General features: G+C 40.7%; 14 protein-coding genes and 1 tRNA gene. 4 read left to right on the top strand and 11 right to left on the bottom strand.

Going from position 1 to position 18,769, the window contains the following annotated elements:
- Positions 1–21 precede the first annotated feature (21 nt).
- The gene (locus tag BWD47_RS10915) at positions 22–1,236 is read left to right on the top strand and encodes a Xaa-Pro peptidase family protein (RefSeq protein ID WP_075593971.1); all 1,215 of its coding nucleotides are present in this window, start codon (positions 22–24) and stop codon (positions 1,234–1,236) included.
- Between the two features lie 75 nt (positions 1,237–1,311).
- On the opposite strand, the gene BWD47_RS10910 is transcribed toward BWD47_RS10915, so the two are convergent.
- The 3 genes from BWD47_RS10910 to BWD47_RS10900 form a co-directional block, all read right to left on the bottom strand.
- Positions 1,312–2,280: a dihydrodipicolinate synthase family protein gene (locus BWD47_RS10910; protein ID WP_075593970.1), complete on the bottom strand. Its 969-nt coding sequence runs from the start codon at positions 2,278–2,280 to the stop codon at positions 1,312–1,314.
- Positions 2,281–2,449: 169 nt separating this feature from the next.
- A complete protein-coding gene (gene ygjK / locus BWD47_RS10905) occupies positions 2,450–4,819 on the bottom strand; it encodes an alpha-glucosidase (RefSeq protein ID WP_075593969.1) in 2,370 nt (789 codons plus the stop codon).
- A 4-nt stretch (positions 4,820–4,823) separates the two neighbouring features.
- Positions 4,824–6,572 carry an MFS transporter gene (locus BWD47_RS10900; RefSeq protein WP_075593968.1) on the bottom strand — a complete coding sequence of 583 codons (1,749 nt, stop codon included), beginning with the start codon at positions 6,570–6,572 and terminating at the stop codon, positions 4,824–4,826.
- A gap of 65 nt (positions 6,573–6,637) precedes the next feature.
- Here BWD47_RS10900 and BWD47_RS10895 point away from each other — a divergent pair, with 65 nt between their 5' ends.
- Complete coding sequence (locus BWD47_RS10895; RefSeq protein WP_075593967.1) at positions 6,638–9,115, top strand: hypothetical protein; 2,478 nt, start codon at positions 6,638–6,640, stop codon at positions 9,113–9,115.
- 403 nt (positions 9,116–9,518) lie between these two features.
- Here BWD47_RS10895 and BWD47_RS10890 read toward each other — a convergent pair whose 3' ends face one another.
- Together BWD47_RS10890 and BWD47_RS10885 are read right to left on the bottom strand one after the other, a co-directional pair.
- Positions 9,519–12,293, bottom strand: coding sequence for a collagenase (locus tag BWD47_RS10890; RefSeq protein ID WP_083633659.1), 2,775 nt, complete (start codon positions 12,291–12,293; stop codon positions 9,519–9,521).
- A 387-nt stretch (positions 12,294–12,680) separates the two neighbouring features.
- Positions 12,681–12,755: transfer RNA gene (locus tag BWD47_RS10885), tRNA-Arg, on the bottom strand.
- 199 nt (positions 12,756–12,954) lie between these two features.
- On the opposite strand from BWD47_RS10885, the gene BWD47_RS10880 reads away from it, so the two are divergent.
- On the top strand, positions 12,955–13,137 hold the full coding sequence (locus BWD47_RS10880) for a hypothetical protein (RefSeq protein ID WP_036973088.1): 183 nt from the start codon (positions 12,955–12,957) through the stop codon (positions 13,135–13,137).
- On the opposite strand, the gene BWD47_RS10875 is transcribed toward BWD47_RS10880, so the two are convergent.
- From BWD47_RS10875 to BWD47_RS10865, 3 genes are read right to left on the bottom strand one after another with little or no spacing between them, the layout of a single operon-like run.
- Positions 13,134–13,940, bottom strand: coding sequence for a phosphotransferase family protein (locus BWD47_RS10875; RefSeq protein WP_075593965.1), 807 nt, complete (start codon positions 13,938–13,940; stop codon positions 13,134–13,136). The genes BWD47_RS10880 and BWD47_RS10875 overlap by 4 nt on opposite strands.
- Positions 13,941–14,564, bottom strand: coding sequence for a nicotinamide riboside transporter PnuC (pnuC, locus tag BWD47_RS10870; RefSeq protein WP_036973092.1), 624 nt, complete (start codon positions 14,562–14,564; stop codon positions 13,941–13,943).
- 23 nt (positions 14,565–14,587) lie between these two features.
- Positions 14,588–14,845: a YkoF family thiamine/hydroxymethylpyrimidine-binding protein gene (locus tag BWD47_RS10865; RefSeq protein ID WP_036973093.1), complete on the bottom strand. Its 258-nt coding sequence runs from the start codon at positions 14,843–14,845 to the stop codon at positions 14,588–14,590.
- A 114-nt stretch (positions 14,846–14,959) separates the two neighbouring features.
- Here BWD47_RS10865 and BWD47_RS10860 point away from each other — a divergent pair, with 114 nt between their 5' ends.
- Positions 14,960–15,199: a DUF2960 domain-containing protein gene (locus BWD47_RS10860; RefSeq protein WP_036973096.1), complete on the top strand. Its 240-nt coding sequence runs from the start codon at positions 14,960–14,962 to the stop codon at positions 15,197–15,199.
- Positions 15,200–15,208: 9 nt separating this feature from the next.
- Here BWD47_RS10860 and alr read toward each other — a convergent pair whose 3' ends face one another.
- The 3 genes from alr to BWD47_RS10845 all read right to left on the bottom strand — a co-directional run bounded on the left by alr (position 15,209) and on the right by BWD47_RS10845 (position 18,768).
- On the bottom strand, positions 15,209–16,288 hold the full coding sequence (gene alr / locus BWD47_RS10855; RefSeq protein ID WP_074989353.1) for an alanine racemase: 1,080 nt from the start codon (positions 16,286–16,288) through the stop codon (positions 15,209–15,211).
- Positions 16,288–17,667 (bottom strand): replicative DNA helicase, encoded by a 1,380-nt coding sequence (gene dnaB / locus BWD47_RS10850; protein ID WP_036973100.1) that lies wholly within the window; start codon positions 17,665–17,667, stop codon positions 16,288–16,290. Before dnaB ends, alr begins: the two co-directional genes overlap by 1 nt.
- 159 nt (positions 17,668–17,826) lie before the next feature.
- Entirely contained in the window at positions 17,827–18,768 is a 942-nt protein-coding gene (locus BWD47_RS10845; protein ID WP_036973102.1) for a DUF4097 family beta strand repeat-containing protein, read from the bottom strand.
- Position 18,769: the final 1 nt, after the last annotated feature.

Here is an 18,769-nt window from a genome sequence, read left to right as displayed (position 1 = left end):
ACAAATACATAGGAGAACCTAATGATGACCAAAGGTATTAGTACTCAAACGAAAGAACAAGCACTTGCTAGTCTTTCCAATATGACTCGCGATTTAATTCCCATTCAAGCTGATGAGCATCTAGCCCGTATTGCCCGTGCTCAAGAGTATATGCAAGCCAATAATATTGATGCTATTTACTTAAATGCCGGGACTAACCTTACTTACTTTACGGGTATGCGCTGGTACGCAAGTGAGCGCATGGTCGGTGCTATTTTACCCGCTAAGGGCGAAGTGCATTACATTGCACCCGACTTTGAAATAGGCTCACTAAATGGATTTAAAGTAATAGATGGCCCTATTCACGGCTGGCTTGAGCATGAAAATCCATACCTATTATTTTTAAAAATACTAACCGAGTTAGGTATTTCCTCTAATGGTACTATCGGGATTGACGAAAGCGCGCAGTTTTTCATTTTCGATGGCATAAATAAAGCGCAAACAGGCTTAAACCTTTTTAATGCACAGCCTGTTACTGCTCATTGTCGCATGCATAAATCAGCAAACGAACTAAAGCTAATACAACGCGCGATGGATATGACCTTAAAAGTTCATCAGGCCACTGCCAGTATGCTATATGAGGGTATAAGCACGACTGAGGTAGAAGAATTTATTAAACAAGCCCACCAAAAAGTTGGCGCGCCAGGTAACTACTTTTGCATAGTTTTGTTTGGCCTCGCGACATCATTTCCTCATGGTGTCAAAGAACCACAGATTCTTAAAAAAGGAGATATGGTTTTAATTGATACTGGCTGTAAAGTACACGACTACTTATCAGATATTACACGCACTTACGTATTTGGTGAAGCTACGGACCGCCAACGCCAATTTTGGAATTATGAAAAAGCCGCACAAATGGCCGCTTTTGATGCAGCTCAAATAGGTCAAAGCTGTGAAAGTGTCGACCACGCTGCCCGCGCTTACTTAGCTGAGCAAGGCCTTGGACCTAAGTATCAAACTCCAGGCTGCCCACACCGTACCGGGCATGGCATAGGCTTAGACATCCATGAATGGCCTTATTTGGTCGGCGGTGACAAAACACCTCTAGCCGCTGGTATGTGCTTTAGTAATGAGCCAATGCTCGTTGTACCTAGTGAATTTGGTGTGCGTTTAGAGGATCACTTTTATATTACTGAAAATGGTCCAAAGTGGTTCACTGAACCCGCTCATAGCCTCGAAAACCCATTTGGGTTATAAGATAAATATACTCATTGCTGCACGGCGAATGCTTACCGTGCAGCTAATTAGTACTTGAAAGAACTAGAAAACGAATTAGCCTAACAAGTCCAAAGCTTTGAGTCTCTCTCTAGCTAAAAGATATCTTGCACAAACGTCATCAATTTGCTGTTGAGTTAATTTATTACCGAAGGTACGAAGTCCACCATCCTTATCGTCATGATGAATTCCAAATGCGCACTTAAGGTACTCCATAAGTAGCGGTTGAGCATCCAAGTAAGAGATGGAATTCATAGCCTGAGAAATTTTGTTAGCCTCAGCCCATTCCCCTTTATTTACATACTCCTGCATCGTCACACTCGCTTTTGGAAAGATACAACCTACACCTGTGATCCCGCCACATGCTCCTGCTAGTCCGGCATGCACAGTGACTGTGTCTACACCTGCCAAAATTTTAGCATCTTTGTTTTCTAACATTATCGTCTCAATGATTGAAACGTCTGACGTTGATATTTTTAGTGCAGTAACTTCTGGAAGCGCAGCAAGATTTTTAAGAAGCTCTGTTGACAGTGCATGATAGCCCGCTGCATCAGGGTTATTATAAGGCATAATAGTGATCCCCGCCTCTTTTGCGGCTGTTGCACAAAGCGCATAATACGCATACATGTCTTCATCACTAGGTGCTTCTTTGGTTTTTGGCGGCATAACCATAACGGTATCTACGCCAACAGATGCTAGTTGCTTTACAATTTCAGCTATTTCTTCTTTCGTTTCTGCCGCTGCGCCACTGATCAGTGGGACACCATATTCTTTTGCAACATCAGAAAGAGCTTCAAGTAAAGAAAGACGCTGATCAACACTTAGATAACTATTTTCACCTAATGTGCCTGAGCCAACAAGCCCCCCCATTCTACTACCGCCTTTCCCTTGCACTTTTAAAATTTCTGCAGCATATTTCTTTGTTGTATCAAAGTCTATTTCAAATGATCCAGATTCAGACTCTTTTAGCCATGTGAATACGGCCGGCATAACTGAAAAGCGCCAATCTGTGTTCGTTGTTTTCATCATATTTCCTGTTGCTTAAAGGTAACTCCTATAAATATTAACACAAATAGAATATTGTATACAATATTCTATTTGTGTTAATTCTCTTGTAATTTGTGAAGCTTAAGCAGTGGTGATTAATTTATCCCATAGTGTGATTAGTCTGGTGAACTGAATTAAACAGTGCCAATTATTGGCACCATTTACCTTGCTTTTGAGCAATTAGTAATAAATGTGCTGCGCTCCATGAAAAGTTAGGCGCTCCTTGTTGCTCACCATTAAGCGGATTATAATTCTCACGTATTGGCGCATTAGAAAGCAAACCATTGGCATGATTTAATAGCTTTTCACTTAATTGTTGAGCTTGTTTGCAATAACCGTAATGACTCATACCTACTAACCCAAAGTAAGTTTGATCAAGCCATACTCGTCCACGCCAATAGATATCCGCACCGAAAGCCGGATTAGTCAGCGCAGCACTGCCAAGCGGAACGTAAGTATTAAACTCATTGTTATCAAGCATTGTTTTTACCACATCACTGGCCTGTTCCATACTCGCTACTTGATTAAACAACGGTGACCACCCTTCAGGACCTTTGCCTCTTTTTACTAAAGGCCTCCCAGCGCAACCATTCGCTAAGGGGGTATCTGCTATTTCAATGTCGTAGTAGAAGCCTGTATTTTTATCAAACATGCACCGATTGATATAATCCCTTAACCGAGCGGCTTGCCTTAAAAAGTAACTTGCTTGGTGCGGTAACTTAAGCTGCTTCGCTATTTTACTTAAATAACGGTTATCAGCAGCCATATAAGAGGCTTGATCCACAGATTCTTGCAATAATGAATACCCAACTAATGTACCTGTATCATTACGATTTTCTGCAAAACCAACGTACCAGTCACCACGAATCCCGCCGTTTTTTATATAACGATTTAACTGTTGATTATTTATAAAACCAAACACAGCAGCATCATCACGACCAGATTCCCAAGATGCGGCTGTTTGTGCCGGAACTTTAATTTCTAAGGTTGCTTCATCGCTTAGGTAAGTCCTATAGTTTTTTAAGCCACTTCTTGTTCGCCAACCTGCCAAGGTTTTTACTTTAAATAATAACTTGCCGTCACGAGTATTATGAGCTTTATCAACAGTGGCACCATACTCTGGCACACCGTTTTTATTATGATCACGATTGCGTAGCCACCATTCACGATAAGCAACTAGTTTAGGGTATATGTGCGCGAGCCACTGAGTATCGCCTGTATTTTCAAACACCTGCCACACAGCCCAAGCTGCCAAGCTTGGCTTAGTATTACGCTCATTCCAATTTGTGCCGTCCCCACCGCGGTTTGCACTAAAATTATAGGCCACTAAGTCAGGTATAAATCCAGCATCCCATGACCTGACAGCATCGTTTGGCGTTATTTGATGCTCAAACACAGCATTCAAATTTTGTTTTGCAAGCTCTGGATTAAATGTTACCAGTGCATATGCCTGCTTGTAGCTATCCCAAGGCCAAGTTTGATTACCTGAAAACCAGCGACCGGTCACGGCTGGACTAACGGTATCAAAACCTACTGCACCAGCTTTACTGCGCCAATTTCCAATTAACGTTTCAACACTTTTTACTGCAAGTTTTTGTAGAGCTGGTTGCTTGTTACTAATTGGCTGTGTGGCTTTATTTATATACTCTTGCCAACGTAATTTACTAAGTGATAAATGATGTTCGGGTTGCTTTAAAATTTTATCAATAACCTCTTTTTCACGTACCGCTTCTTGATTATTTAATAAATATGAATAGCTTGTGTAGAATGTACGATTGTTTTTTATGTGCGTTGTGCTTGAGTAACTTAGGTCGTCATGACGTGTTCTAACCGCTAACGTTTTTTTAAGCAATAACTGTGAGCTCCCCGAAGTGAGTATGTGTCCATGCGCCCTTACTTTGCCAAAACTAATCGCAATACTATTGTTGGTGACTTGCCATTGGGGATTTAATTCCGGATAAACCACAAATGGCGAACGCCCCTCTCTTTCAGTGCCATTGTTAGCACGTAAATGGTTTATAAGCTGTCCTGTGAAATGTAATGTAACAGGCTCAGTGGTTTTAATCTGTGTTTTAACTAATGAAGTGCGATTTGTCACAAAGCGCAAAGTAAGCGTTATGTTTACCCCATCACCGCTTAGCTCTTGCACTAACGCGCCGGGTTCGCTGTAAGCCCGCATTGCTAGCTTCACTTTATTGGCCTCATCGACTTTCAGGCCTTTATAAACAGTCAGCTTTTCTAGATAAGGCGCTATAAAATTTAAATACTCCTCAGTAACAATAGCAGGCCCGGTGAACGCGCCGACGTTTTCATCCGTTGGTAGCAAATGTCCATGCCACGCGCCTAGATCAAAAAGAGGGCTAAAACGTTGGTGGCCGCCTTGCTCAAAGTCCTGCATATAATATGGGCTTCCGGTTCTATCTATTAAGTTTTTATAATCAACCACCTCACTAGCAGCAGCCTCACAATGACTGATTAAAAGCACGGTGATTAAAATAAACAGATTTTTAAAAATCATTTATTTAGCCCTTTTTGTATCGCGCTAATAAATAAAAACCAAACCCAGTAGCTAGTGCAATGCCTGCAAATAATAACCACATGATTTCAGGTGACTTTATCTCTTTGACCAGGTAGCCGTAGCTCCACCCAGACAAAAATCCAGCAAATAAAAAGCCTAATGCCATAGACACAAAGTAATAACCCATAAACATCGCAGCACTGCCTTTTGGAGCTATGCTGGCAACATACTCTTGGCTTTTTGGTGAGGTGAGCATTTCACCAAAAGCAATTAATAATATAACCGTTACCACTACTAAACCTCCCAACTGGCTTAGTAATACCCCCGCACTCATTAATAACAACACTAAAAAAGCACCTGCTGTGACAATTAAACCGCTTATTAAGACAGATATAACTTTAAAATGCTGACATTTAACACTTACTATTATTTGTAACAGAACAATAGCTGCAAAATCTAAATTAATCAGGTATTCAGGGTTTACCTGTCGGTATTTAAGCCACTGCTGCGCCACTTGCATACTTTGCTCAGCTGAAAAGTTAGAAGCACTAGCTTGTTTAAAAAATAACGCTATTTCAGCAACAGGAACATTGACTTTTAGGTGGACTAACTCTAGACGCACTGCCTCTAAATTTATCTCTTTGACTGGTGTTAGACTTTGAGTAGCAGCCAGTGTTTGCAGTTTGTTACTTAAAGCTTGAATATCAACATAAGCAAAAAAATCCACTGCTGATTGACCAAAGTAACTCAAGAGTGCAACTAAATCTTGAGTATCAATATAGTCACGTATAAACAGAGGTAGAGTATAAAAAAGTTGGTTATATACCGTCCAAAACCCCGTTAATATTGCTAAATATAGTGCAAAACTACGATTGCTAACCCTCACCGGTTGTAGATACCATTTAGACGCTTTTTGCACGCTTACGCACTTATCCCATAACCAGTTCGCAGCTAACCAAATCGTAATTAGTGAAAAAGCTTGAGTGTATGTTAACCAGCTAACTCCCCCCGTCATTAAAATAATTACACTGGTAAACAGTAATAATGCGAAACGGCTGTTACCCAAAACATGTTGAGCTTGCTGTAAAACCGCTGCCGCACCTATGCTGCTACGTAGTTTACTGCTTGACTCACGGTAAAAAAGCAATGGAATAAAATTAATAACAATCCAAGATGCCGACATAATAAATACCGCATCCCAACTAATAGTCCTTAAATACCCAGCCACTAACGGGCCAATGAAGCCCCCCAAATTAACCATAGTGTAAAAAATACCAAAGCCTAATCCTCGGTTACTGTCGTTAGTATTTTGACTAATAGTGCCTACTACCACAGGTTTAAAGCAGGATGCACCAAAAGCGACTAACATTAAAATCATAAAGAACGAATTAAAATCAGTCACTTGACCTAAGAAGTAATAGCTTGGCGCCATCACAACAAATGAGCATGTAAACATTTTTTTATAGCCATAGCGATCGGCAAAAGCCCCAGTGATCACAGGTAATAAGTATAAAAAAAACGGAATTATCCCCTGTACGGCGCCTCGCTCTGCATCACTAAATCCGACCCCCCCTTGCTCAATGGGTGTGGTCATATACACCGACGATACTGCAAAAAAGCCATACCAAGCTAAACGCTCAAAAATTTCCATGGTATTAGCCAAGTAGAAACCTAACCCAAAGCTACGCCAAGTTTGTTTATTTTTGCCAGTTTCCTGCTGTGCTGCTGATTGTAATTGTTGGTTATTATTCATAGTTTACTTTTTCAATTAAACGCAGTATTTTATATTGCATACAATATACAAACAAAGCAACTAAAATGACAAAAATTATATCTCTCACATTATTAACTTTACTACTCACTGCCTGTCAGCCCACGCCTAATACTAGTGCGAATAATAAACCTGATATCGGCAACATAAAAAGCGGCCCAAGTAAAATGCAAGCAAACATTACCGTCCAGGGCTATACCAGCACACTCAATAATATCGATATTGAGTTTTTAGGAAAAACAATTCCATATACATACAGCGATGGCAAAATAGGAAATAGTCGGGGCTACAACTGGTGGGTAAGTAAGCACTTTGCGCTAAAAAGTGATCTACCCAAAGAGAAGGTCACGCTATACTTAGAGCTACTTGAAATGGCATATCCACATTATGTTGCTTTATTTGGTATGGCTCCCCCAAATATTGAGCGCCAACGCATTGCAGTTGTTTATGGTAGTAGTCGCTCCCGTGTACGAGAAGCCATGCTTGATGATGGTTTTTTACGTGGGGTACATAAAACGGCTGGTGGTGAAACCATGTTTTATAACCGTGCCGGATATAATTTCCCCAGCCACCGTGAGCACCATCAGCGTTATATAGTTATTCACGAAACCATGCATGCTTTTCATATGGCATTAAACGGCCATTCAACGTGGGCACCTAATTGGATCACCGAAGGTTTAGCTGATTCGATTGCTCACCATGTCTATGATCCTAAGCAAAAACAACTCACCGTCATGGTATTTGATCGCGCCCCAATGAATTACATTGAAACCGGTTTAAAACAATATTACAGCGCAAATAAACCTACAATTGAAGAAATAAATGACGATCCAGCACTAAAACGTGGACTTAATTTTTTTATTATTCATTATCTTTTAAGCTCTCCTGAACGGGCACAGTACTTTGCTCACTTTATTGAAGAGCTCAGATTAGCGAACCCACACAGCGAAGCCACACTTTCAACAGCTAACTCACTGCTTAAAAGTACTTTTAAAAATTGGTCGGAAATAGAACAGGGTTTTGCTGATTTTGTAGAAAATATCCAACCTAGTTTCCATATTGTATCAGGGCCTTGGGAGCAAGACGGTAACGCTTACTGGCTACGTAATACTCAATCAACGGCGTTATCACGATTAGATATTAATCCCCCCTCAGCTGCCAACCACCCAGTCATGGACTTTCCAGCGCCAAAACCGAGTTCACTCATTGATGTAGCAAATAAAAACCAAGTGGCCGCGCTAATCGAGTTCGAAGCTGCTCAATTACATCGAGGAAACATTGGCATAGCACTACAAGGAAAGCGTAACCAAAAAAACCAAAAATATCGCCGTACTTTTGTTGGTGAAGAGCAGGCAAGTGATGATCAATTGCTGATGCTGCTTATTGAAGATGGCAGTCACTTAATTATAAATGCACAAAGCTACGATAACTTTAAAGCAAAGCAAATAGCCCTGACACCTGAGATAAAAAGTGCATTAATCGCAGATAAGAAACTTGCAATAAACCTAACGCTCGAGCAAGCACAATTAAGCATTAACTTACACGCTCAAAGTGATAGTCAAAAAGTAACCCAACAATTTTCTATTCCCCTGAATAAGCAAATGATTTCAACACTTAACAGCGAAAAGATCAGCTTATTAGGTCAAAATAACAACCATAAAATCACCCCGTACTTATTTAACCCTACCCCCACTCGCTTGGTGTCTGTCACAGCAGAGAATGCGCTTACAAACCCTTGGCTTTTTAAAAATTATGCTCTATTAAACCGAGTGTTTAAAACCTGCCAGCAACACGCGAGATTTATACCACAATGCGATCTTGAGTTGAGTAATATTTTGGCAAAACTCCCCTCTATAGAGCTGCACGATGAAGCCAGTTCTGAACTAGAGTTCTTGGAAAATAAATATATAGCCACGTTAAATAATGCTGGTTTTAGTACACTTTCAGGGATTAAATCTGATATTTATTATCACCAACAGAAGCCTTTTTTAAGAGTGGTCAATCCAACTGGTTCCCCTTTAGAAATTACTGCACAAGTGACACTCACAAATAGTGCTAATAAACCAAGCAAAACTCATCAGCTAAAACGCAGCTTGAGCTCAGGAACACATAATATCTCACTGCCAACAGAAATAAATGCTGATAAGGTTACTATTGCGCAAACTCTCAAATGGAAGTCGTTAACGCACCAATCTACGCTCTCAAAGCGAGTAACCCCGTTTAATGGCGTTGAGTTTAATGTAATTAAAACGAAAGAGCATGAAGACTATTGGTTAGTAGAGCTTAATTTATCTGGGCCTTATTCTGGAGATACAATTGGTGACATTATTCTAACCTCGACATCATTCGAGCAAGCCACCCCCGCAAAATCTCAACAGAAAAGTGTTGATATAGCACCTTATGAACAAAAAACATACACCTTCAAAGTAACAAAAACTGACAAACCACAACAGATTTCTGTAAAGGCCATTTTAAATGTTGATGGTGAGCCTATTCGTCTTATTCAAGAGCTAACTTTGTCCTAAGCTTAACAATAGGACAAACGCCACTTTCGCAAGAAAGTGGCTTTAAGCTTCTCTTTAGATAACCATTATTTAGTCCAGCGTTAACTGAGTTGCTTCCTTTCTCTTCATACTCAGCCACCTATGCCCTAATTTAATTACCTTTCAATGCACTCATCAATATTGAAGTTGTCAGCTTTATCGACACTTTTGCAACGTAAGTACAATTGAATGTTTATTTAGCAACTTTACATCCAAGTAGTTCAATTTATAGTTAGTGTAAAACACCAGAAAAAAGATAAAGGGGTGTTTTGACTTTGAAGAAATGAACCTTTGCATTTGTTTCTTTATAAAAAAAGAGCCACCAGAAAACTGATGACTCCATTATATAAAGTACGTGAGATCACACTTTAAGTTTATATATTTACTAACGACACCCCTGACTGTTAAAGTCGACGACTAAGCTTGCACCAGTGCTATTACCAGCTACTTTTAGGTAGCCCCAGTATTCACTCTGGCCTGAAATATAAATACACTCTCCATTTCCGCTATTATTTGACTCAGCCACTTCATTGTTACCATTTGGCCAACCACTTGCAGCGTAGCTTAGACTTAAATCACCACTACCATTAGCGGTGGTGATCGCAATACCATTTTGGCCTTGAACATCTGCAATGCTAAACCACATAGGATCGCTATTACCTAGACAAATTACTTCGCCATCATTTAAGCGGCCACTGCTTCGGCTACCTTGACTAGCACACACATCTGGCACGTTAGAAGTCACTTGGGTAAATGATGCTGTTAACTGAACGTTATCAAATGCATTATAACCTCTAACCATCACATGGTATCGGCCTACTTGTGCAGGATTTATAGCACACGACTCTTCGTTACCACCAATGTAAGGGCGACAATCATATATAGCTTCACTCGGTGCTGCTTCAAAACTTACATATAAATCCGCATCACCTGTACCACCAGTTAAATTAAACATAAGGTCGCTGGCGCCTGAAGGAACATCAAAAGTGAAATATAAAAATTCATCTTGAGCGCCACTGATGTTAATTGGCTGGCTATTCAATAGCACACCATCATCAACACTACTGTCAGCTTCGATAGTTGCTACTGTAGTGACAGTTTGGCTTGCACCTTCATTATCAACCACAGTTAATGTTATGGTGTATTCTCCTGCACTTGTGTAACTATGAGTAGGATTTGCCAGATTTGAACTGCTACCATCGCCAAAGTTCCATTGATAACTGGCGATACTACCATCGCTATCATTACTACCATTACTCGTGAAGCTAATATTGTTATTTTGCATGCCTGAATATGGACCATTAATTTGTGCTATTGGTGGGGTATTAGTGCTCGTACCTGCAACTAAGTCATCGCACCACTGTACAAATTCATTCTCATAGTTATTGGCCCACTCTACAGTTTTTGATTTATAGGCACTCCAATTACCAGTGCGGGTATGAGCCAACATGGCATCAAGTTCGTTGTTGTGACGTTCAAACATAAAGCGAACAGCTAAGTAACCCCAGCGATAAATTCGATCTTGATCAAATCCATCATAGGTGGTGTCAAAAATTTGCGCTAGTGTATAGCGCGAGCCATCACTAATAGTGGCTTTTGCAGCATCGTTGTTATTTAAATTAGCAACATACTCTGCAACCCCCTCTGACCACCAGACAATATCTTCTGTGGGTGCGTTAAAGTCACCATATAAGTCGAAACGGCCATCTAAATAGTGAACATACTCGTGCTCTAAGTTCCATACATAGTGCTCTGCATTGGCATAACTTGCTTCATAAGCTATAAAATTAGCTTGGTTGCCAGCTACAGATGGGTCACCTTCTAAATACATACCGCCATTGTTAGTATTTATACCAAAGATAGCACCTGCGTACTTGCTATAATCGTCACTACTGTCAAAAATATTTACTTGTAAAAAGTTATTGTTGTCATCAGCAACAGGGGTGTTATTTGTGGCTAGCTTATTATGAAAAAGCCCTTCTTCAGCGCCCATAGCATCACATGCTGCTGCATGTTGAATAGCCGTCATATTTTGCGAGCGAATTTTTATAGTACTACTACAGCTATAATTTTGTGACAACGCTTGTTGAGTTAGTTCATCAACAAAGCCACAAATACCGTAGTCATTACAATCTGCGTAATAACTTACAGAATCAGCTGCTGCAAGCCATACTGCATCACCATAGCCAAAACTGTTATAGGTGCTAAAAATAGCTTTCAAACCAGTATCAACACTTGCTTGTATTGGCGTGCCTGAATATTGTTTTAAACGAGCTAGTTCACTGGCAGCGTTAACAATCAAGTATTGTGCATCTGAGTCTATCATCCACTGCTTTTGAGTAAATGCGCTTAGCTTAGCAACTAAGTCAGTATCAGTGCCGATAGCGGTTACAAATGCATCATTCCACTGGCCACGATAAAGTAGCGTGAAAATACCATTAACAGCACTACGCATATTCCATTTTGCAGCATAACTCTCATTGAAGCGCGTTAACCACTGCTTTACCACGTTTAAGTAACGATGCTGCTGCTCAGCACTATCCATAGTTATGATAACTTCAGCAAGTGTTTTACCGTGTCCATCATTATCATCATAAAAGTGGCTATTGTTTACAAATGCATCTATAGCATCAACTACTGCAGGTTGTACCCAAGAGCTAAAATTCACGTCAGCATTATAAAACTCAACATAAAAACCCGCACGCAAATATAAAAACAGCGCTTCTAAATCAACATCTCCACCACCAGCATAAGTCTGTGAGAGTGACTTAGCATGATTTGCAACGGCATACATGTTATCTGAACTATAAACCTGACTCTGAATAGAAGATGGCGCACTAAAAAGTTCATTAATGCAATTAGTACCTTGGCTCTTAAGTTCAGTGATAATTGCACTAGTGCTTGCACTTGCCATCGCACTTAAATCACAAGTGACAACGGCAGCTTGGCTGCGCATCATGAACTGATTAAGTTGTTGTGGCTGTTTTTGCAACTCAGCTATAGGGGCTTTTTCATTATGTTGGTGATCTACACCGTGATGATGTGTGCGCTCAACTTCTGCATTTTTTGGTGTAAACAAGCGCTCTTGCAGGTTAGCTGATTGAGCTAAAGAGCTTGCTCCAAGTATAGGTAGCGCCAGAATTAATGTTTTAATTTTCATAATTTACCTTTGATAATTATTGTTTTCTCTATCCAACTCGGAAAGAGAAACACTTTTGTAACATAAAATTATCACTGTATACAATATATTTTATATTTACATAACAGTGTAAGTAGATCCTGTTGATGGTTTGACGAAAGAAATAAGGTCTGAAGTTAATCTATATTTCAACTAAGAAAACAAAGTCATTAAATATTTAGGATGAGAAGTATGGCTAGAAAGGACAAGGCTGTAGATATGCGTAAATGTAAATACACCATAAACTTGTATTATGTAAAAGTAACGAAATTAACAGCTCTAAAAATTAAAATAGTTTTAAGTTGGTCACACTCAGGTCACCATTTTTGATATGTTAGTAGATACTATCAATAAAGGAAAGGGACCAAATGGCGCTCTCGGCAGGGATCGAACCTGCAACTTAGCCTCCGGAGGGCCACGTGATATCCATTTCACCACGAGAGCACATTTGTCGTTGTCAGTACCAACTCGCGATATCAGCATGACAACCCGGCAATGATAATGGCATCTTGCTATAAATGCTAGCATTGAACACTTTACATGCTTATAAATTCAGCAATTTTCATTAAAACACTTCACATTAAGGCAGAACCACGGTATTAACGTATACTTATAAAATTAATAACAAGGTGGGAATTTGATCATGAGTTTAATGTCAACAGAGCAAGTTGCAGAATTTTTAGGTGTAAAAGTAGAACGCGTGAAACGACTTGCTCGCGAACATTTACTGATCTCGAAATCACAAGATGACAAAGGTGAGCCTTTGTTCGAACACGATGATGTAAAAAAATACAAAGAGCTTGCCGAGCGAATTGGTGGCCTTTAGCGTTTTTGCTGTTTAATGAAGTGGTGAAGCTGCACAAGCAGTGGCGCCACTTTATCCATTGCCCCTCTTTGCTCGTACCAACAAATACACAATAATAAAAATAGCCCCTGAAATGCCGCCAGCTTGTTGAGCGAAAGGGTAAATTCGTGGTGGGCTGATACAAGTGTTCGGTATTGTTCAAGCAAAGCTTGCTGTTGTTCAGTATTCAGCTGAAAACTGACCACTAAGGCTGCCAAATCAAAATAAACATCATTACTTTTGGCATATTCGAAGTCGATTAAAAACATACCGCTATTATTCACAATGATATTTTCTTTAACCAAATCATTATGGCAAAAGCCCATATCTTTTGGTGCATTAGCAATATAAGCGAGTGACTCTTCTATTAATGTAAGATGCTGTTGGTAGCGAGTGGTGTGTTGATAACAATTAATTTCATAAGCGATGTCCATTGGCTCTGTGAGCAAGGGATACAGGTGCAGATTGACTAAATCTGGCAGTAAACTGTCACAAAAATCGCCGCTGGCAATACGACCTTCAACATAATCGAAAATAGCCGTGTCTGTGGCTTGTTCTAGCCAAAGAGGCGCTGGGCAGCAACTTTGTTTAGCAAAATGTGTTTGAGCAGCCAAGCCTACCGCAGGCCAATGGTCGCGATAATGTTTTACCAAATAGCTATTGGTCGCTGTTTTTACTAAGTAATTATCGTTACTTAACCCTTCAACCAATGGACTGATTGACGTAATCGTTAACGCGGGATCAAAACGCGAAAATAGCGCGTTTATTTGTTGTTCTGTTTTCATTTAAAGTTGAGCTAATGGCTTAGCTTGATGTTGCTCATACTCTTCATACCAGGTTTTAAACCCCCACGCTGCCATAATGGTATAAAACACAAACAGCACCAAGGTCGGGTAATACCCTTTTTCAAAGTACAAATACATGGAAGCCGCATCTATAACAATCCAGTATAGCCAATTTTCAAGAACTTTTTTGGCGACAAGGTAGGTTGTAACCACAGCAAAACAGGTGGTAAAGCTGTCTAAATATGCAAAATCTGCATGCGTGTAATTGGTCATGATGAAACCAATCACCACCGAGGCTAATGAGGTAGTAAATAAGATCACGACATGCTTTTTTAATGACCACGAAACAATCGGCAACCGGTCTTTATGGTTTAAACCTCGTCGCCAAATTACCCACCCATACACAGCCATGTACATGTAGTATAAGTTAAGCAGCGACTCCATTAATAGCGCGCCGTTCCAGTACATTACGGTGTAAATAAAGGTGCTTGCAAACGCGGCAGGCCAACACCATAAGCTCTCTTTAATCGCGAGCAACAAGTACGCCATCGACAACGCCACTGCAATATATTCCCAGTGCGACATTGCCGTAAAGCCAGAGAAAGTTTCGGTTAAAAATTCCATATCACGCCGTCGTTATCGATTACTTAATCATCGCTTGGCGACAAATCACCGTGTAAAAATTTACAAACAAAAATTGCTTTACCAAACTCTTCATAAGAGCGCTTAATTTCAGTGTTAAGTACAGACATGACTAAGTCGTAATCACCAAAAATTTGTGTAGATAGCGTATTAGTAATCACTTTAAGGCCATCATAGCTGTTTACGCGGTCAATAAAGCCTTTAATAAATGGAATGTAATCTTGATGAAGTGGGTATTTACTAATCTCTACAGAAAGTTTCATTTTAAGCTACCGAGTTTTTTAACAGTGTCGCATTGTAACCCGCTTATAGCGACAAGTCATGGCTAAGGCTCGTATTTAGTGTAAAATCAGCCCTATAAATTAAGAGGAGTCATTATGGCACGCCGCATTACATACACATTTAAAAACCAACCTCGCGAAATCAACTTTTCTAAAGACAAGTACCGCGACATGTACCACGCCATTGCGGCAGCTGAGGGAATTGACTTAAGCAATTATTTAAAGATGGAACAACAAATAGAAATGACCTCAAAAGGCTCTGCGGCAGTGCGTAATTTTCGTGACCAAGAGTTTGCAAAAATGGGCTTTAGCGACATCTATTTTATTAAAGAGTAACGTGCCTCGTTACTCTTGATACTCATAGCTGACTCGCGGAGTAATATTACACAGTAGCTCGTAAGGTATGGTACTAGCACACTGCGCTATTTCTTCGACAGGCAGCTCTGGGCCCCACATGATTACTTCGTCACCCACTTGAATATTGTCGCCATTATCGCCAATATCAACTGTTATCATATCCATCGCGACGGTGCCGACAATACCATAGCGTTGTGATTTAATGATCACCGGTGTGCCTTGTCGTGCATGGCGAGGATAGCCATCACCATATCCCATCGCGACAACCGCAAGCTTGGTTGGCTTATCACTGCACCAACGGCCTCCGTAACCAACACACTGATGCGCATCAACATCGCGAATTGCAATAACGCGTGTTGTTAAACGCATCACTGGCGCTAAACCGTGTTCTTTACCCACACCATTTAGCATCGGCGAGACACCATAAAGCATTAACCCTGGGCGAACCCAATCACCATGCCCATGCGGCCATGCTAAAATACCCGCTGAGTTTGCTAAACAGTGCTGCTGAGCTTTGCCATCCGTTAATGAATCAAATAACGCTATTTGCTGGGTGGTTTTCTCATCGTTTACATCATCAGCACACGAAAAATGCGTCATTAATTTAATATCATCACGTGCATTGTCACTTGCTTTTAAACGATGATAAAACGATTCAAATTGTGATGGTGCAATCCCTAAACGGTGCATCCCTGTATTAATTTTTAACCAACACGCTATCGGTGCATCCAACGTGGCACTTTCAAGTGCAGCCAATTGATTTTCATCATGAATAATGGTCTGAAAGTTATTCGCGAGCAAAATAGGTAAATCGTCTTGATGAAAAAAGCCTTCAAGTAAAACGATTGGTTTTGTTAAACCTCCCGCCCGCAGCGCTAATGCTTCATCAATACGTGCCACTGCAAATGCATCAGCGGCACTTAGGTGCTGGGCAATTTTAACCAAACCGTGGCCATATGCATTGGCCTTTAACACCGCCATCACCTTGCAATTGGGCGCAAAGTGCTTCACTTGCGCTAAGTTATTAGCCAGTGCTTTTAGATTAATTTCGGCGATGGCTAAGCGCATTAATATTCGTCATCCATAGCTGGGCCCGCGTAGTTATCAAAGCGTGAGAATTGACCTTGGAACGTAAGACGCACTTTACCGATAGGCCCATTACGTTGCTTACCGATTATGATTTCAGCGACCCCTTTCTCAGCACTGTCTTCGTTATACACTTCATCACGATAAATAAACATGATTAAGTCGGCATCCTGCTCGATTGAGCCTGATTCACGTAAGTCAGAGTTGATTGGGCGTTTATCAGCACGTTGCTCTAGCGTACGGTTAAGCTGCGACAGGGCAATTACAGGGCATTGTAGCTCTTTGGCAAGGGCTTTTAATGAACGCGAGATTTCGGCAATCTCTAAGGTACGGTTATCAGATAAGCTCGGAACGCGCATTAGCTGCAAGTAGTCGACCATGATCATACTAATACCGCCATGATCGCGTGCGATACGACGTGCACGCGAACGTACATCGGTCGGTGTAAGGCCTGATGCATCGTCAACATACATCTTCCCTTTTTCCATCAATAAGCCCATGGTTGAAGAGAGACGAGCCCAATCATCATCATCTAATTGGCCTGTACGTACTTTAGTTTGGTTAATACGACCGAGTGAGGCAAGCATCCTCATCATAATTTGTTCTGACGGCATCTCTAGTGAGTAGATCAGCACGGGTTTGTCTTGCGTCATTGCCGCATGTTCAGCTAAGTTCATCGCAAACGTGGTTTTACCCATTGATGGACGTGCAGCAACAATAATCAGATCTGAAGGCTGCATACCCGCCGTCATTTTATCTAGATCGGCATACCCTGTACTTACACCCGTTACACCATCTTGTGGCGATTGATATAACTCTTCAATCTTATCAACCGTTTTTTCTAGAATGCTGTGTAAGCTTTGTGGACCTTCGGTACTTTTTGTACGTTGCTCTGCAATTTTGAATACTTTACTTTCTGCAAAATCGAGCAAATCATGGCTTGTGCGTCCTTCTGGACTAAAGCCCGCTTCGGCGATTTCGTTTGCAACACCAATCATTTCACGAATAACGGCACGTTCACGAACGATATTTGCGTATGCGTCGATGTTGGCAGCACTGGGAGTATTTTTTGCGATTTCAGCAAGGTAAGCAAAGCCACCCACATTGCTCAGCTGATTATTTTTTTCTAAGCTTTCAGAAATGGTGATCAAATCAATCGGGTCGCCTGCCTCTGCAAGACTTACCATCGCTTCAAAAATCAACTTATGTGTGCGGGTATAAAAATCCTGCGAGACAACCAACTCAGCAACACGGTCAAACGCTTGATTATCAAGCATTAAACCACCTAAAACAGATTGCTCAGCTTCAATTGAATGGGGAGGAACTTTTAACGTATCGACTTGCTTATCTGGTTTAGCCATATCTTCACAAAACTTAAATTGAATGGCTCTATTCTATCGACTTGCAAAGGCTGTGCAAATAGAAAAGCGGGAAATCTTCCCGCTTTATTGTAATTAAGCTAAACCTTGGTAACTAGACATATTACTCAGTGCTTAGATTAATGACGCTCACCTTAGTGATTATTTTTGTTTGCGCAGTTCTATGCGGCCACTAATGGTATCCATTTCAATATCAGCGTTCCCGCCATTAACACTAAACTCAAGATCACTCGATGGTCCATACTTCGCTTTTATTGCTTTATCATCACTTAGCTCATTAACAATTTTGCCGTTTGCATGTGCTTCTATTTCAAACTGGGCTGATACGTCAGCTGGGAAGTAAAACTCCGCATCTCCACTGACAGATTCAAAGCGCACATTTGCACCGGTGAGCAATTTATTAATATGTACTTCGGCTTCGCCGTTTACCGTATTGATACGTAGTTTTTTAATTGCATCAAATGCAAAGTCGATATTACCGTTTACATTTTCAAGACGCACATCTTCGGCTTTGGTTTTTGACTTGATATCGCCATTTACTGCTGTAAAACGCAGCGTACCTTGTGAGTTTTTATCATTAATTTCACCATTCACCGTTTCAAAACGAATATCACCGTTTAGATCAATCGCATTGACATCACCATTCACCGTTTCAAAACTCATGTTACCGCTAATATCCTGCACCGTTATATCACCGTTCACAGTATCAATGTCGGCGCCTGCTGCCAGCTCTTTGGCACTGACGGTCACATTCACCCCAGCAAATTCGAGCTCACTGCTTTTTGGCATATAAATCGTTAAACGTGAACCGTCGCCTTTGTTCCAGCCACTTATGTTACGTGGCATTTTGACAATAAACTCGACGCGGCTTCCTTCCACATCTAAACGATAGCCGTCGGCTTTATCATCTAATTCACCTTCGATTTTTAATACCGGTTTATCCCACCCTTCAATACGCACATCACCACGTTGGTTTTCAATAAAAATGCGCTTATTCGCAGGTATATCAACCTGTTCATTGATTGTTTGTCCTGCCATTGCCATCAGTGGCAGTAATCCTAATGTTAATGCGAGTAGTTTCATG

Source organism: Pseudoalteromonas sp. PAB 2.2, from assembly GCF_001938575.1.
In the GTDB taxonomy this organism is placed as follows: Bacteria; Pseudomonadota; Gammaproteobacteria; order Enterobacterales; family Alteromonadaceae; genus Pseudoalteromonas; species Pseudoalteromonas lipolytica.
The sequence above is the reverse complement of the archived record's forward strand: the minus strand, read 5'-3'. Positions and strand labels throughout refer to the sequence as shown.